Consider the following 16,877-nt stretch of genomic DNA (forward strand, 5'->3'; position numbering starts at 1 on the left):
CTTTAAATTTGCAGTCCCAAAAACAGTTGGTTAATAGGCCATTAAGCTTATTAGATAATAATTTAAATTCATCAAACAGTGACTAAAGCAGAAGTAATCACCAAAATTTCAGAAAAAACTGGAATTCAAAAAGACGATGTAACTCAGACAATTGAGGCATTCTTCAAAGTGGTAAAAGATTCCATGGCAGAAGGAGATAACATCTATGTAAGAGGATTTGGAAGTTTCATCAACAAGAAGAGAGCCAAGAAAATCGCACGTAACATCTCGAAAAACACAGCTATTGTGATCGATGAACACTTCGTACCGGCCTTCAAGCCTTCCAAAGTTTTTGTTGAGAAAATCAAAAACAGTAAAAAAATCAAAGAACTTGCTCCTCAGGATTAATCCTGAGAGCTGTTTTTTCTTATGAAGAAATCCCAAATCATAGCAGTAATCTTTGGAATTGTCTGCATTGGTGTTTTGTTTTCACTTCCAAGAGTAGTTGTTGACAACGAAGACGGCAATTCGGTCATCACCGAAGGAGAATCAACGACGGGCAACGTTACGGAGGAAATTCATGATGCACCTTTAGCCCAAGAAGAAAGAGATAACATCAATCTGCTGGCCAATGAATTGGGAATAACTGAAAATAAGGAAAAATATGCATCTTTGGCTACTGAATTAGCTTCATTGTATTCCAATGCAGGTAAATTTGACAGCGCTGCTTATTTCTTGGAAATGGCAGCTGACAAAATAGAAACTGCCGAAAGTTGGGAAAAAGCAGGTATCGCATATTATGATGCCTACACTTTTGCAATGAATGAAGAAAAAGTAGCCTATCTTGCCGAAAAGACGAGAACCTACTTGAATAAGGTTTTGGAAGAAGATCCAAAGCGAGTTGATTTGAAATCAAAAATTGCTATGACCTATGTGTCATCTTCCAACCCTATGCAGGGAATCACCATGCTTAGGGAGATTTTGGAAGAAGATCCTACCAATGAAGATGGTCTCTTCAATATGGGAGTGTTGTCCATGCAATCAGGACAATATAAAAGGGCAGTAGAACGTTTTGAAGAATTGGTGCGTTACCATCCTGAGAATATTCAGGGCCAATTCTATCTTGGCGTGAGTTATTTCGAATCCAAACAAAACAATAAAGCGAAAAAGCAATTTCAGCAAGTTCAAAACATGACCACAGACCAAATGGTTTTGGCAAGTGTGGAGAGTTACCTGGAAAGGCTATAAATAATTGTTCCACTTAAAATCTTTAAAACTATGCCTTGCGGTAAAAAAAGAAAAAGACATAAGATCTCCACGCACAAGCGAAAAAAGAGACTTAGAAAAAACAGACATAAGAAGAAGTAATTCACTTCTTCTTTTTGAGTTTTTAAAGTAAACGTTCATTAACATATAAACCAGACACGATTGAGCACAGAATTATTAATTGATTCTGCTCCAACCGGTAGTCGCATCGCCCTTTTAAAAGATAAGAATCTGGTAGAAATCCACTCAGAAGGTGGAGAAAACCAATTTAAGGTCGGAGATATTTATTTGGGTACTGTCCGTAAAATTGTCAATGGGCTCAATGCAGCTTTCATTGATGTAGGCTATGAAAAGGATGCCTTCCTGCATTATCAGGATTTGGGTCCTCAGATCAACAGCCTCAACAAGTTTACAAAACTGGTACGCAACAATAATTATCCCAATCTGAATCTGAAGGGTTTTGAAAAGGAGCCTGATATTGAAAAGCTTGGAAAAATTTCCAATGTCCTTTCAAAAAGCAATCAGGTATTGGTACAGGTGGTCAAAGAACCCATCTCTACCAAAGGTCCAAGACTATCGTGTGAGCTCTCCATTGCCGGTCGGTACATTGTCTTAGTTCCCTTTTCCGACACTGTCAACGTATCCAAAAAAATACGAAGTGCGGAAGAAAGAAAAAGATTGGTCCGCTTAATCACTTCAATCAAGCCATCTAATTTTGGTGTAATTATCAGAACAGTAGCCGAAGGTCAGTCTGTCACAGAACTTGACAAAGACCTGAGGAACCTTTACACTACTTGGGAAGAGGGCATGAAAAAACTGGCCAAAGCAAAAGGCCGCGACAAGGTAATCGGAGAAATGAGTATGGCGTCCTCTATAATCAGGGACTTACTCAACGAATCATTCGATGCAATCACCGTAGAAGATGAATTGATCTATGATCAAATCAGGTCTTATATCAGATCTATTGCCCCTGAAAAGGAAAAAATTGTTAAGCTTTACAACGGAAAAGCGAAGCTCTTTGAAAATTTTGGAATAGAGAAGCAAATCAAAAGCTTGTTTGGTCAGACGATAAGTCTCCCACAGGGCGGTTATCTCATCATTGAGCATACCGAAGCCCTTCACGTCATAGACGTCAACAGTGGGAACAAGTCGAACCAAGAAAGCGAACAGGAAATGACGGCATTAAAAACCAACCTGGTCGCAGCCAAAGAAATTGCCCGACAATTGCGCCTCCGGGATATGGGAGGTATCATCGTCATTGACTTCATCGATATGAAAAAGGCCGAAAATAAGAAGGTCATTTATGATGCGATGCGGGAAGAGATGAAAGATGACAGGTCCAAAAACACCGTCTTGCCGCTGACCAAATTCGGTCTGATGCAGATTACAAGACAGCGGGTCAGACCTGAAGTCAATATTGTCACCAAAGAAACCTGCCCGGCATGTAATGGAACAGGAAAGATTCAGGCCTCCATCTTGGTGGCCGATCAATTGGAAAAAGACCTCGAGCATATTGCTACTATCCAGAATGTTTCCCACATCCAAATAGGATTACACCCTTACCTGTATGCGTATTTTACCAACGGGTTTATTTCCCCGAGAGTAAGGTGGTTTTTCAAATACTTTAAGTGGGTTAGACTGACAAAAGACTCTTCCCTCCCGGTGACGGAGTACAGATTCCTAGATGAATCCGGAGAAGAAATAGAACTAACTGTAAAAAGCGAGACCGAATAGGTCCCGCTTTTTTTATTTCACCCCATAACTCAACCGCATCGTAATCGAAGCAGTTTTATTTTTTGCAGAGGTGTTGAAAGTCCCACCCCAGGAATAATCCTCCGTGGAGTTCTGTCCGGTAATCTGAAAAATGCCCATATTGGCTGAAATCAGTCGGCCCAATTTTGATCCCGAATTTTCTGCAATTCTTTCCGCTCTTAGCCTTGCATCTTCTGTGGCTTTGGAAATCATTTCGATTTTCAGACTTTCCAATTCTGTGTAATAATATCTGGGTGGCTGTGAATAGAATTTTACTCCCTGAAGCAGCAATTCGGTTATCTCTCTCGAAATCTGCTCTACTTTGTCCACTTCCTTGGATTCAATCTGAAGGGACTGATTCAATTGGTAACCCTTGAAAGTCTGGCCCATAAAATTTCCATTGCTGCTGTAATTTTGATCATAAAGAGGATTTGTATTGACCGCTTTGAAAATAATCTGTTCTTTGGGAATTCCTTTGGCCACCAAATAATCTGTGACTGCCTTCCGGTCTTTTTCAAGATCAGAATAGGCTGTTTTTATATCATAATTTTCCCTGCTGAAATTCCCTTCCCATACCACAAGGTCAGAAGTGAAATTCTGTTCTCCCAAGCCGGTGACATCAACAGTTCCGGATTTTTTATTTCTATTGATGATGGCATTGCCTAAAATTGCAGCTGCAATGATGATGGACAAAGCAAAAATGATAGCGGTAAGATGTTTTTTCATAATAGCAGAAATGAATTACTTCCTTAAAATTACAATAATATACCATAATATTATATAGAACTCAACGTCCACCTCCGCCTCCGCCGCCTCTTCCACCTCCGGAAGAACCCCCTCCTGATGATCCACTGCCACCACTGCTATTGGTCCCTGAGGAACTATTGATGGAATTGGTAAGGGATCTGTTGATGTGATTCCCCAATGCACCATAGGAATATGCTCGGGAACCCGAATACCAAGAAGTACGGTGCTGATTTTGAAGGCTGGCCCTTTCCATTAAGGTTTGGAATTTCTCTCCCCAGATTTTATCGACTTTAAATGCCATGGCATAGGGAAGGAGCTTTTCAAATACTTCGGGAGTCAACTTTGGAGGATTGAACATCTGAAGTTGTCTTTCTTCAGCAGCACTCAAATACCTTTTGAAACCGTCAATTCTTGCCTTTAAATCCAGTTTCTCCTCACTTGGTTGACGGATCAGATAGATATAGGTAAAGAAGGAAATTACTGCGAAAACAATAAAAACAATAAGAGTAAAATTATTCAGTGAAATGGCACTATTGGAAAATAAATAAAAAGATCCCCCCAAAAACAACATCCCAATCAAGGAAAAAAACAACCAGTTTGTTCCCCTTTTTTTGATAAGAGAAATACTGATGAAAACCACAAAGAAAATAGCCAAAGGAAGTATTGGTAAGTCTCCAATATTAAAATCCAGCGTTGTTGGTGGACCATAATAATTGTAATCAAATCTACTTGCTACCAAAGCGTAAATAATAAAAATAAAAACTGGGCCTACCCAAAATTTCCAGTTGCTTCCCTGTGTTAAAAAAGGTTTATGCTCAGTCACCAAACTGTTCATATAGGCCTGATACATACTTTTAAAATGGCTGCTGTATTTTCCATCAATGACCGCGACATTGCCATTGGTGAAAAAATATTGCATCAGCTTCCGCTCTTCTTTGGGTAAAGCATCATCATCCTCTTTTAACTTTACCAAATGGAATTCGGTGGACTTAATTAACCCGAAGAGTTGGTCCTTACTTTTTTCTTCAATCCTAAGATAACCGTTCACTGCCAGATGTACTATGGAGGCGGATATCAACTCTCCCCAGAAATATCCTTTATGCAGCATACCCATAGAAGCTGGGGACAAATCAGAAGGAGGATTAAATTCAGGGATGACAGTAGGGCTGGGTGGATCTACCCCATACTTCCGCCAGGTATAGATGTAATAGACCAAAAGGACTAAGGTCATAATACCTGTAAATATCAATAAACCAAACTGTTCAAAAAAAGTAGGTGGAGGCGGAAGACTTACAATTCCCTTTGTAAATCCTGTTGCTATAGTGAGATTTTGCCCGGAAGCAAGGTTTTCTGCCCTGAAAATCATTCTACCATCGGGAAGCGTTTCTGTACTGCAGTTTTGTTCAGTAGAGCCTGAATATCCTGTATAGCATGAAGATTGTAAAAATTCCGCTTCCTGAGGAATTTGGACAGCTGCTGAAATGCTTGCAATTCTAAAAACCCAACCAAAGCCATTCACATTCCAATAGAGCTCATCATAATCCTCAAAATAGCCCAATTGCCCTTCAGCAGTATATTTTATTTGAAAAGTATACCAGCCAGGTTCCAAAAAACTATCGTCACCAACATTAATAAACAAATTTCCCTGCTTCTTTTCTGTATCATAAGGACTGTCCTCGCCGTTCATTTTTACATGGATGACCTTATAATCGGTTTTGACAGTTTTGTAACGGTAATCCGTGCCAGACAAAGGCAAGGTCCTCACAATTCCTCTTCTGATCTGCTCACCGGCAGCATATATTTCGATGGTCTCAGTAACAGTCAACATGCCGGAAGCATCTACCTGCAAATCCGAATGGAATGACCGGATATATTCCTCCTGTGCATACAGTGTTTGACCAAAAACAACTAGCAGAAAGAAAAAGATGTACCTTTTCACTTGAAATTGACTTTAGGAACAGCCCTTTCGGTTTCATTATCAAGCTCAAAAAACGCTGATTTTTGAAAACCAAAATTATTGGCAACCAAGTTGCTTGGAAATGAATCAATCAAAATATTCTGATCTCTCACCGAACCATTATAATATCTTCGGGATCTTTCGATATCCTGTTCTATGGATGCCAGGTCCTGCTGCATCTGAAGAAAATTGGTATTTGATTTTAATTCAGGATATTGTTCTGCTACCGCAAATAAGTTCATCAGAGAACGGTTGAGGTTATTTTCAGCCACTTGTTGGTCCAGCACTCCCTGAGCGGATTGAGCTGCATTTCGGGCTTTGGTCACACTTTCAAATGTTTCCCTTTCATGAGACGCATAGCCCTTTACGGTTTCCAGAAGATTTGGAATCAGATCATAACGTTTTTTAAGTTGTACATCTATTCCGCTCCAAGCTTCAGAGACAATTGTTCTTAGTTTAATCAGGCGGTTGTAGATACTGATGACATAAAAAACAAGAATCAATACAATGCAGGCAATAAGTAGGATAGTGGTCATTTTTTATCGTTTAAGTTCAGATCAATTTAAATAAAATTTTATGGAATTCAATGATCAACAGCAGTTTGTCAAAGAACTCGCTGTTTAAAATCAGTCTTTTTCGGGGACTCCAGATTGATCAGGTAGCCATTGACCAGGGCATATTTCAATTCCCCATCCTTTGCCAGATAAAAATTAGGACTTCCACCTGTTCGGATTCCAAAAGGTATAGCACCTGAATTTCTCAAGACCAAAATCGGTAAATCATACAACTCTCTTTCCTCCGCTTCTTCAACCTTCACAGCAAGAAATCCTTCCCGGAGCAGTTCCAAGGCTTTCTCAGGGGTAATGTCTACTGGTTTTTCAAAGGCATTTTCATAGATTTTTCCTTCAATGATTTCCATTCCTGAAGCATCCAACTCTTCATACCCATAAAAAATGGACAAGTCACCCAAATCTTCAATTCCTCCATTTACAAAATAGGAGCCATGTGCATCCACTTCCCGCTGTCTGATACCCAAGTCTATATTGTAAGTTAAATCTCCTTTTTGCATCGGCAAGTTTCTTATCATTACATCCATCAATCTGGTGGCATTGTCAGGAATGGCATAATAATCATCCAAGGAATAGTTCGTGTAACTAGAGTCTGCTATTTCAATCAGTGCATGTAGGATGATCATGAAATTCAGTTTTCTGATATACTGCTTTTCCGGATCATTGGGATATCCTCCTGATTCTATCAAAATGGTACTCGTCCCCCATTTTTGGATATTGTCTCCAAAAGCTCTGGGCTCAAAAGCATCATCATATTTCCCAACATGTCCCGGTGCAGCTTCCTGAATCAACCTGTTCATTCCCACGATGACCTGAATGGCTCTTTTCCTGATATCATTGACTTCTGTTTCGAAATTGTAAGCGGGTGCCAATACGGAAATGGTGGCCGGAGTGGGAGTTTCTCCTGCAGTATAATAAATGTTTTGATCATGCAGGTTGAATCCAAAATCAGGTTCAAACGAATCTCTGGCATTCTTTAAAATCACAGCCTCAGGCGAGGTCAATGAGGCAGCATCCCGATTTAAATCAATATCCAACGCGTTTCGTCTCATCCATTGATCCATACCATCGGGGTTGAGCATGGGAATGAATCTTATATTTAGTTTTTCTTTCAATTTGTTTCGGACTTCATCCATACCGTCATTTTCGCCTTCAAAAAAATTGAATAAGTCAAAAAGTGCCATGGTTGCTGTTGACTCGTTGCCGTGCATCTGAGACCAAAGCAGGATTTTAATGGGCCCGTTCCCAATATTCATCTGATAAATAGCTTTTCCTTCTACCGATTTCCCTATTTCTTCCACTAGGAAATCTCCTTTCCGGTCCTTTACCAAATGAATTACTTCTCCGTATTTGAATCTTCTGGTCTGAACACTTTGTTCTTGGTATTTTTCATAAGCAGTCTCTAAAAAACCAATATCCATTACTGGATCAACTTGATTTTGGCAGGACAAGGAAAAGAAAATCAGGCTAAAGACAAGAATTTGAAACATTCGGATCCCGAAACTATTTTTTTTCTTCATGAGAGCTTTTAGTTATTTTATCTTTCAAGTTATGAACTTAACAAAAAAATACATTTACTTTATGCCCAAAATCATAAATACCCATGAAGCTATCATTTTTCGTCAAGGATTTACCGCTCAAACATACATTTACCATTGCCCATCAAAGTAGAGATATACAGGATACTGTTATTGTGAAGTTGGAAGAGGGAAATTTTATTGGTTTGGGTGAGACCACGACAAATCCTTTTTACGGGATGACTGCCGAAAATATTACAAAAACATTAGAGGAAAGTCGGGACTTTGTAGAATTGGGTTATTGGGAGAAGCCCCAGGAACTTTGGGAAATCAGTAAATTCAGTTTTACCAAAAATCCTTTTGCGCAATGTGCATTGGATATGGCTGCTTGGGATTTATTTACCAAAATGCAGGGTAAAAAACTATATGAATATCTTGGACTTGATCCTAAGGATATACCGGTCACAAATTATACTATCGGAATAGACACCATTGAAAATATGGTTTCCAAGATGAAAGAAGTAGAATGGCCTTTATACAAGATCAAGCTTGGAACAGACCACGATATGGAGATCATCAGGGAACTTCGTAAACACACTGACGCCACTTTTAGAATAGATGCCAATTGTGCGTGGACCGTGGAACAAGCAATTCAATACTCTGAAGAATTGGCCAAACTGAATGTGGAGTTTATGGAACAACCCTTGCCAAAAGATGATTTGGAAGGAATGAAGGAAGTATTCAAACACAGTAAACTTCCCCTGATTGCTGATGAAAGCTGTATCGTAGAAAAAGATGTAAAAAAATGTCATGGGTTGTTTCATGGCATTAATATCAAGTTGGTCAAAGCAGGAGGAATCACTCCGGCTTTGAGAATGATCAAACAAGCCAAATCCCTGGGAATGAAAACGATGGTTGGTTGCATGACCGAATCTTCTATTGGAATCTCCGCTATCGCCCATATTGCCCCATTGTTGGATTATGTGGATATGGATGGAGCAATGCTGTTGGCTGAAGACATTGCTGACGGGGTGCATATTACACCCGAAGGGGTAACTTTCCCGGATAGAAACGGGATTGGGGCGGAGTTGATTTAACGGATTGATTGAATACAGATGATGCTGATTTTTATGATTTGCTCTGAACTTATCAGCGACAATCTGCTCAATCTGCGTCATCAGCGTTCTATTTCTCGCTTCTCCTAGACTCAAAAAGCTTCCCCAATAAACAAATAATATCCTGTCCCCTCTTGGGTAAAGGCCACATCAAACCGGGTATAAATATCTTTTTTGGGGAATAGTAAAAAACGTAATCCGCCACCTGCAGACCAAACAACCTTGTGGATCGCAGATTTGGAAAAATCGGGAAAAACCGTACCTGTTCCTGCAAAAACTGCAGCCCCGATTCTTTTTGAAAATCCTAAAGGCAAAGGTAACATCCGCAATTCAACTTGAGTAGCGATTTGATTGTTATCCCTAAACCTACCCAAATAATATCCCCGCATCATGCTGTCTCCCCCCATCAGCGCCAATTGGTTGAAAGGCACATCTCCGGAATTGAACTGTCCCAATAGCTGCCAAGCCAATACATTGTTTTTACCTACGGGTTGAAAGATTCTTGTATCTGAAATGATCGTATTGAAACCAAAATCACTAAAAGCAGGGAAATATCGCAATAGGGCCAGTTCTGAAAACCGACCTTTTCGGACATTCAGCACGTTATGTCTGTCATCATAGACCAATCCTAAGCCCAAACCCAAGTTGGTGGAACCGGCATAGCCCAAAGGAAGATCAAATTCAGGAGCTTCAGAGGAAGGTTGGAAATCTACCCTTGAGATACGCTGAAAATCAGCTTCCAGTCCAAAATAAAGATTTTGTTTAATTTCCCTCAATACCCGTTCTTTAATCATAATCTGATTTGCGTCGACCAAGGCCAAGTAATCTTCAGGCGTATCCATCCCTATGCCGTGGTATTTCAGGGGAAAACTCTGTAACCTGATCCTTCCCAGAAAAAACCATTTATTTTGGTCAGAGTAAATCGCGTGATCAAACCATATTCCATATTGGTTTTCCAAAGTGACAAAGGTAAAACCACTGATTTCGCTGAGTCTGTTTGTGGTATCCCTCTTGGCATAATAGACCAATAGGGAGGAAAGCCCGATTTCCCAGCTTGTTTCCGGGGCAAAGGCCAAAGTGGGATAAATCAGAAATTGGGGCTTGCTGATGTCTGAAGTATCGTTCAGGATTCCATTGATATACTTCCTTGCAAAGCTTTGGGGAAAAGCTTGGAAGCTACAAAGAGACAGTATCAATATCAGTGAAAAACACTTTTTGGGCATACTAGCTACTAACAGCAAGAATGATTTGAAGGTTGCAAATGATGCGTGTGTAATTTTTAATCACTTTCAATACCAAGTCTTAGCGATAAATTCATCTTGAATCAATTCATCGGTTTTTATGATATTCACTGAATATCATAAAATATGGTGAGTTGGGAATTATTATTCTTTCCACAATTGGGAAAAAAATCGCTGACAGTTTCCATAAGCAAGTTTTTCCAATTGTTGATTGGAAAGCTGTTGTGACAATATCTGTAAAAGAGAGGGATATTTGGAAGCATTTTCGACTACAGGGAAATAGAAAGGAAAACGTTTCTTATCAGGGAAATCCTTGGTATAAAAAAAATCTGCGCCAAAACAAATCTGATCTTCTGCACCGATTTCAAATCCATAAAGAATGTGGTCTAAAATTCCTTCCGGATTTTTGTCATCCAAAAAGGCTCTAAGAAAATTAACCCCAATAATTCCCTTTCGATGAATGATCTCTTTGGCAAATTCATCTGTTAAGTTTCTTTTGTGATTCCAGATGTGCCTGAAGTTGGAATGACTCGCAATCACTTGTAAGTCAAGCTTTGATGAATCAATATGGTTCAGGATACCTTCGGCAAGCTTATCAGAGGTATGGGAAAGGTCGATAGCAATGCTTTTTCCAGAAACATAATCGAGAAGCCTTTTTCCATCATCCTTCAATCCGATACCTTTAGTATAATTTCCGCCACCAAACCTGTTTTCTGTATGGTGGGTGAGGCTGATGTAAGCAATCCTTCCCGTAAGCTGGATCAAATTTTCCAACTGCTTATAGGCCTTAGAGATAGGGACTTTTTCATCCGCCAATCCAGCAGCATTTTCAACTGCGGTGACCAAGCCGATTTTTGAACTACTAAGGATATTTGTGAGAAATTCCCCATTAGCTGGACAGGTATCCATGGAATGGTTAATGAGCATTTCCCTGAATTTATGTGCCTGTTTGGTCGCAAGCTCCATACTTCCTGGTGCCACATCTGTATAGATGGCACAAACCTGCATTTTAACATTCCCTTTTTTCAACAAAGGAATGGAACAAGCTATATCATCTGAATTATCTGCAGAGGCATTTGGGATTTTTGCCAGGTAGGACAAGATATCGCAGTGGGTATCAATTATCGGAAGGTTCATAAAATTATAAGAATTGGAGGTTCAAATAAACCAAAAAACGATAGTTTTTTAATACTTTTAATTTCAATTATTTCTAATCAAGTTTTGAATTGGAATCTGAAATCAACTTATTCAATTCAATAAAAATTAATCATTCAAGATGGCAGTTTCTAAACCTATCAATTTTCAAAAGTGGATCGAAGAAAACAGAAACCTTTTAAAACCACCTATTGGGAATCAGGTCATGTATAAAGGCAATGATGATTTTATTGTCATGGTAGTCGGAGGTCCCAATTCAAGAAAGGATTTCCATTATAATGAAGGGGAGGAATTTTTCTATCAGGTGGAAGGGGAAATAACCCTGAAAATAGTTGATGAAGGCGAGGTGAGGGATATCAAAATCGGAGCAGGAGATATGTTTTTATTGCCCGCCAGGACCCCTCACTCCCCTAGAAGGCCTGCCAATACCATTGGATTAGTAATGGAGAGGTACCGCAAGCCGGGTGAGAAAGATGGCTTCATTTGGCACTGTGAAAACTGCGGAAACAAGCTTTATGAAGAATATGCCGAAATCACAGATATAGTCAATCAATTGCCGCCGATAATGGAAAGATTCTGGAGCAATCCGGAAAATACGAAATGTAAAAAATGTGGGACTGTTATGGAAAAGTAATTTATCAAAAATTCAACGTCCCCATTTCCTTTCCCTTGTACAATATCAGGCTTTTTGGTTTCTGTTCTTTATAAAAGTTGACAATGTTCTGTTGTCCTTCAAAATGTTCGATCAAGACTTCATTACGAATTTGGACATTATTTGGCGAAGGGACTTTCAATGCCTCCATATAAAACCAAACAGCTTCCTCTTCAATCTCGAATCCAAGATAGTCTAAGTTCAACTTTTGGCCATTGACCATAATCTCATTTTTTTCTAATATGTAGGACTTAACCATTTCTTCCAATGCATCGCTATTACTTGGATTGAGAAAATCAACCTTGGTCTCATAAATTTTAGTCAACGCTACTTCAAGGTCATCCCAAAATATTTTCTGTGCTATTTCCAAGCTTTGGTTTTCCGGATTGTAGCGGATTTCGGTCAGACTGATGTAGAAAGGGTGAAAAAACACCTTCCATCCCAAAAAGAGCATGAAAATGTAATTCAATTGCATAAGGCTTCCTTTATTTTATTTTCTTTGCAAATTATACATTATACTCGCAGTCCTGAAAATTATTCAGGTTATAATTTATCATAGTGTGCATGGGACAGTTTCAACTGTATTTTCAATTAGGTATTCAACACATCCTGGACCTAAAAGGGTTTGATCATATATTATTCGTCGTAGCACTTTGTGCCATTTATGTATTGCGGGACTGGAAAAAAATCATCATTCTGGTTACTGCATTTACTATAGGGCATTCTATCACCTTGGCCTTGGCTACGCTGAAATTGGTCAGTATCAATTCTGATTGGGTGGAATTTCTAATTCCGGTTACAATAGCCATAACAGCATTCAGTAATATCCTTTCTCCCAAACCAAGTTCAGGCAGGGGAATTCAGGTCAATTATTTCTTTGCACTTTTCTTTGGATTGATCCATGGTTTGGGTTTTTCCAATTACCTGAGATCGTTATTGGGAAAGGAAGCTTCGATATTTCAACCTTTATTGGCTTTTAATTTAGGATTGGAGGTAGGTCAGTTGGTGATTGTGGCTATCTTTATGGTGGTGGCAGGGATCTTAGTCGGGATAGTAGGGGTAAACAAAAAAGACTGGGCTTTGATCATATCCTCGGTTGTATTTGGAATGGCAGTGATGATGATGATTGATACAAAGTTTTGGTAGGTTTGGAGGTTGGAAAATTTTAATATTGAAAAATTGAAATATTGAGTTAATAAATTGATTAAGAATAAATATGAAAAAAATATCCATCGTTTTAATGCTGCTTTTTCTGGGTGGTTTTTCGGCTATGGCCCAGTGGTCAGAGCAGAATCATGCAGAAAGATTTGAGCAGTTAGGCCCCATGCTGAGGTCACCCAATGTTTACCGTACAGCTTCCGGTGCACCGGGGCACATGTATTGGCAACAAAAAGCAGATCATGAAATTGAAGTTGAACTGAATGATGACAATCAGTCTATCAAAGGCTGGCAGAAAGTCACCTATTTCAACAATTCCCCGGATGATCTCAAATGCCTTTGGATACAGCTCGACCAAAATGAGCGCGCCAAGGATTCCAATACCCCAAAAATCGCTGAAAGCAAGATCAATCCGAGAATGTCCATGAGACAACTTGAAAGCATACTCTGGCATGACCTGGATTTGGGATACAAAATACTTTCCGTAAAGGATATGTCAGGAAATGATATTCCTGTGACCATTGTGAAAACCATGATGAGGGTGGATTTACCCCAGCCTTTAAAAGCCGGTGAAAAAACCGAATTTACCATGGATTGGACTTTCAATATCCATGACAGGATGAGTTTTATTGGTGGACGTCCTGGTTATGAGTTTTTTGAAAAGGATGGAAACTACCTTTATACCATGGCTGAATGGTTTCCAAGAATGGCGGTGTATTCTGACTTCGAAGGTTGGCAGCACAAGCAGTTTGTTGGAAGGGGAGAATTTGCGCTGACCTTTGGTGATTATAAAGTGAAAATCACAGTGCCTGCAGACCATATGGTGGGTTCTACGGGTGTGCTTCAGAATCCTGAACAAGTATTGAGCTCTGCTGAATTGGACCGATGGAATACCGCTAAAAAGACTTTTGACAAACCTGTAATCATCCGTACCCAAGCGGAAGTGGAGAGATTGGAAAAACAAAAAGCCAAAGACAAAAAAACCTGGGAATTCCATGCAGAGAATGTGAGGGATTTTGCCTGGACTTCTTCCCGAAAACTGATATGGGATGCCATGGCAGTAAAACAAGGCGGCAATGAAGTGATGGCCATGTCTTACTATGCCAAGGAAGCCAATCCACTCTGGGAACAGTATTCCACCAGGGTTGTTGCGCATACTCTAAAATCATACTCAGCCCGAACCTTTGATTATCCCTATCCTGTAGCCATCTCTGTGGAAGCTTCTAATGGTATGGAATATCCGATGATCTGTTTCAATTACGGGAGACCTGATGCAGATGGTACATATTCCGAAGCCATCAAAAACGGAATGATCGGAGTAATCATTCATGAAGTGGGACACAACTATTTTCCAATGATCGTCAATTCTGATGAACGTCAGTGGTCTTGGATGGATGAAGGACTGAACACCTTTATGCAATACCTAGCCGAACAGGAATGGGACAGAAACTTTCCTTCAAGAAGAGGTGCTGCCCACAAGATTGTGCCTTATATGAGAAGTGAAAAACATTTATTGGAGCCTATCATGACCAATTCCGAAAATATCATCCAGTTTGGACCGAATGCCTATGCCAAGCCGGCAACGGGTTTGAATATTTTGAGAGAGACCATTATGGGCCGTGAATTGTTTGATCATGCCTACAAGGAGTATTCACAGCGGTGGATGTTCAAACACCCAACTCCCGATGATTTCTTTAGAACCATGGAGGATGCATCAGGAATCGATTTGGATTGGTTTTGGAGAGGTTGGTTCTATGGTACAGATCCTGTAGATATCTCCTTGGAGACTGTGAACTGGTACAAACTGGACAATAGAACCCCTGCCGAGAAAAAAGCGGATGAAAAGAAAGCCTTTGATAGGGAAGAGACCTATGTCAGCAAGACCTACAACTTAAAAGATACACCTGTGACTGTTGTGGAAGCAGATCCGGCCACCAGAGATTTTTACTATACCTATAATCCATTTGCGGTGACGCCTGATGATGAAAGCGCCTATAAAGAATTTATGGCTGGATTAAGTCCAAAGGAAAAAGAAATGCTTAACAGTGGCTTGAATTTCTACGAGTTGAAATTCAGAAACATTGGTGGCTTGGTCATGCCCCTGATCATTCAGTTCAATTATACAGATGGAACTTCAGATGTTGAAAGAATTCCAGCAGAAATCTGGAGATTAAATGAATGGGAAGTCTCCAAAGTATTTGCCAAGAAGAAAGAAGTGAAGAATATTGTACTTGATCCATTTAGAGAAACCGCCGATATAGACGAATCCAATAACTACTGGCCAAGACAGTTTGAACCAAGCAGGTTTGAATTGTTTAAAGGAACCGGCGGTGCCAGAGGAGTATCTTCAGGAGATAATCCGATGAAAAAAGCAAGAAGGAAGTAAAAACCTTAACCTTCGGGGTCAAAAAAAGACCCCAAAGGTTTTCTCCCAAATGTTAAACCTTTGAGGTCTTCCCTACCGCGACGGTAGGACCTCGAAGGTTTTTTTGTGGGGTAAACCCTAAGTAAAACATAGAAGGATCCATGACTTAACACATAGTCCATATATAGCACATAGTTTTTGTAAACATTTTTTGAAACGGAAATTGATTATGAGCAATTAAATCACCTCATTCAACCCAAAATAAAAAGCTTTTTGATCGCCAATTGCAAAGTCTAATCGGATATTTAATCCCTCCTGATTCAATCGGTACCTGAATCCAAATCCACCTCCATATCTGAATCTTTTCAAGCCAAATTCTGAAACCTGTGAGGCAACCTGTCCCGTATGGGCAAATGCAACCATGCCAAGGTTTCTATAAATTGGGATGCGATATTCAGCCTGGTAGACCATGGCATGATTGTCTCGATATCTCCCTTCAAAATAACCCCGCATCCGGTCACTGCCACCTATCAGCGAGATATGCTGAAATGGCGGATTTCCTGTGGTGAAACTCAGCCAGCTTTGCAATGCCAATACCTGTTTATCATTGGTTTTAATGTATTTCCTAAAATCAATGTTGTACTGATTGAAAGAAAAATTGCTTCCAAGAAAAGAAGCAAAACCCATCCATCCGACACGGTTCAACCAGCCTTTTGTAGGTTGAAAAATATTGTCTCTTGTATCCAGTGTCAGTAACAGACCCAGTCCTGAAATCCTTTGTCCATCATAGCCCGGAACCTGAGTTGTTTCAAGAATACCTCCCGGAACCCTTTCATTTATATCATCTATCCTAAATTCATATCGTGGACCAAAATAAAGACCCGGCAAAATTTCTCTTTCATAATTGAAATGGAAATAGGCATATCGGGTAGTATAATATTCACCTTCTTCTGTAATAGGGTCATTGCCTATTCCATAATACCGAAACGGGAAATTGGATAATTCCAACCGGGTATTGATATGGTCTTTGTCTTCATTGGACCATAAATCCAGCTCTGTTGAGAATATAGTTTGATTGTTGAGGGTATACAGTAAAGTTATGGGCAAAGAGGAGGGTCTGAGATTGGGGCTTTCTTCTCCTTTGTGCCTAAAAAGTTTGATTGCCCTGATTCCTATACCTAGGCTGGTTTCAGGTGAATAGACTACCGCAGGAATAAAAGCCCATGATTCTCCCGAAATCATATTGATGACCTTGTCCCCTAAGTCAAAAACTTTTTCTATGGAACCGGCTTTATGGATAGAATCTGATTCCACTTGGGCATAGACCTTCGGAATTACCAAAAGCGGGATCAAAAAAAGCAAGGTAGCCCATTTCATATGGGGCAAATGTAATTAAAGTTTTAT

General features: G+C 39.8%; 15 protein-coding genes. 7 read left to right on the forward strand and 8 right to left on the reverse strand.

Translation table 11 applies throughout. The features are described from left to right. Window positions 1-78 precede the first annotated feature (78 nt). The 3 genes from B9A52_RS05700 (at window position 79) to B9A52_RS05710 (ending at window position 2,979) form a co-directional block, all read left to right on the forward strand. On the forward strand, window positions 79-387 hold the full coding sequence (locus tag B9A52_RS05700; RefSeq protein WP_084119385.1) for an HU family DNA-binding protein: 309 nt from the start codon (window positions 79-81) through the stop codon (window positions 385-387). Between the two features lie 21 nt (window positions 388-408). Then, window positions 409-1,227, forward strand: coding sequence for a tetratricopeptide repeat protein (locus tag B9A52_RS05705; protein WP_084119386.1), 819 nt, complete (start codon window positions 409-411; stop codon window positions 1,225-1,227). A gap of 180 nt (window positions 1,228-1,407) precedes the next feature. Continuing rightward, window positions 1,408-2,979, forward strand: coding sequence for an Rne/Rng family ribonuclease (locus tag B9A52_RS05710; protein ID WP_084119387.1), 1,572 nt, complete (start codon window positions 1,408-1,410; stop codon window positions 2,977-2,979). Between the two features lie 12 nt (window positions 2,980-2,991). Here B9A52_RS05710 and B9A52_RS05715 read toward each other — a convergent pair whose 3' ends face one another. The 4 genes from B9A52_RS05715 to B9A52_RS05730 all read right to left on the reverse strand — a co-directional run bounded on the left by B9A52_RS05715 (window position 2,992) and on the right by B9A52_RS05730 (window position 7,790). After that, window positions 2,992-3,723, reverse strand: a complete 732-nt coding sequence (locus tag B9A52_RS05715; protein ID WP_084119388.1) for an SIMPL domain-containing protein — start codon at window positions 3,721-3,723, stop codon at window positions 2,992-2,994. Window positions 3,724-3,784: 61 nt separating this feature from the next. Next, window positions 3,785-5,683, reverse strand: coding sequence for a DUF2207 domain-containing protein (locus tag B9A52_RS05720; protein WP_084119389.1), 1,899 nt, complete (start codon window positions 5,681-5,683; stop codon window positions 3,785-3,787). After that, window positions 5,680-6,237: a LemA family protein gene (locus tag B9A52_RS05725; RefSeq protein WP_084119390.1), complete on the reverse strand. Its 558-nt coding sequence runs from the start codon at window positions 6,235-6,237 to the stop codon at window positions 5,680-5,682. The genes B9A52_RS05720 and B9A52_RS05725 overlap by 4 nt, the downstream gene beginning before the upstream one ends. A 68-nt stretch (window positions 6,238-6,305) precedes the next feature. Next, window positions 6,306-7,790, reverse strand: a complete 1,485-nt coding sequence (locus tag B9A52_RS05730; RefSeq protein ID WP_084119391.1) for a M14 family zinc carboxypeptidase — start codon at window positions 7,788-7,790, stop codon at window positions 6,306-6,308. A gap of 83 nt (window positions 7,791-7,873) precedes the next feature. Between B9A52_RS05730 and B9A52_RS05735 the strand changes: the two genes are divergently transcribed. Continuing rightward, on the forward strand, window positions 7,874-8,884 hold the full coding sequence (locus B9A52_RS05735) for a dipeptide epimerase (RefSeq protein ID WP_084119392.1): 1,011 nt from the start codon (window positions 7,874-7,876) through the stop codon (window positions 8,882-8,884). Between the two features lie 110 nt (window positions 8,885-8,994). Here the strand turns inward: B9A52_RS05735 and B9A52_RS05740 are convergent, their stop codons facing one another. Then, window positions 8,995-10,125, reverse strand: a complete 1,131-nt coding sequence (locus B9A52_RS05740; protein ID WP_084119393.1) for a BamA/TamA family outer membrane protein — start codon at window positions 10,123-10,125, stop codon at window positions 8,995-8,997. Window positions 10,126-10,287: 162 nt separating this feature from the next. Next, a complete protein-coding gene (locus tag B9A52_RS05745) occupies window positions 10,288-11,280 on the reverse strand; it encodes a dipeptidase (protein WP_084119394.1) in 993 nt (330 codons plus the stop codon). 139 nt (window positions 11,281-11,419) lie between these two features. On the opposite strand from B9A52_RS05745, the gene B9A52_RS05750 reads away from it, so the two are divergent. Then, a complete protein-coding gene (locus B9A52_RS05750) occupies window positions 11,420-11,932 on the forward strand; it encodes a 3-hydroxyanthranilate 3,4-dioxygenase (protein WP_084119395.1) in 513 nt (170 codons plus the stop codon). Between the two features lie 4 nt (window positions 11,933-11,936). Here B9A52_RS05750 and B9A52_RS05755 read toward each other — a convergent pair whose 3' ends face one another. Next, window positions 11,937-12,425 (reverse strand): DUF6702 family protein, encoded by a 489-nt coding sequence (locus B9A52_RS05755; RefSeq protein ID WP_084119396.1) that lies wholly within the window; start codon window positions 12,423-12,425, stop codon window positions 11,937-11,939. An 89-nt stretch (window positions 12,426-12,514) separates the two neighbouring features. Between B9A52_RS05755 and B9A52_RS05760 the strand changes: the two genes are divergently transcribed. Further along, window positions 12,515-13,096 (forward strand): HupE/UreJ family protein, encoded by a 582-nt coding sequence (locus tag B9A52_RS05760; protein ID WP_084119397.1) that lies wholly within the window; start codon window positions 12,515-12,517, stop codon window positions 13,094-13,096. Window positions 13,097-13,166: 70 nt separating this feature from the next. Continuing rightward, on the forward strand, window positions 13,167-15,494 hold the full coding sequence (locus B9A52_RS05765) for a M1 family metallopeptidase (protein WP_084119398.1): 2,328 nt from the start codon (window positions 13,167-13,169) through the stop codon (window positions 15,492-15,494). Window positions 15,495-15,710: 216 nt separating this feature from the next. On the opposite strand, the gene B9A52_RS05770 is transcribed toward B9A52_RS05765, so the two are convergent. Then, a complete protein-coding gene (locus tag B9A52_RS05770) occupies window positions 15,711-16,850 on the reverse strand; it encodes a BamA/TamA family outer membrane protein (protein ID WP_084119399.1) in 1,140 nt (379 codons plus the stop codon). Window positions 16,851-16,877: the final 27 nt, after the last annotated feature.

This window comes from Aquiflexum balticum DSM 16537 (genome assembly GCF_900176595.1).
In the GTDB taxonomy this organism is placed as follows: Bacteria; Bacteroidota; Bacteroidia; order Cytophagales; family Cyclobacteriaceae; genus Aquiflexum; species Aquiflexum balticum.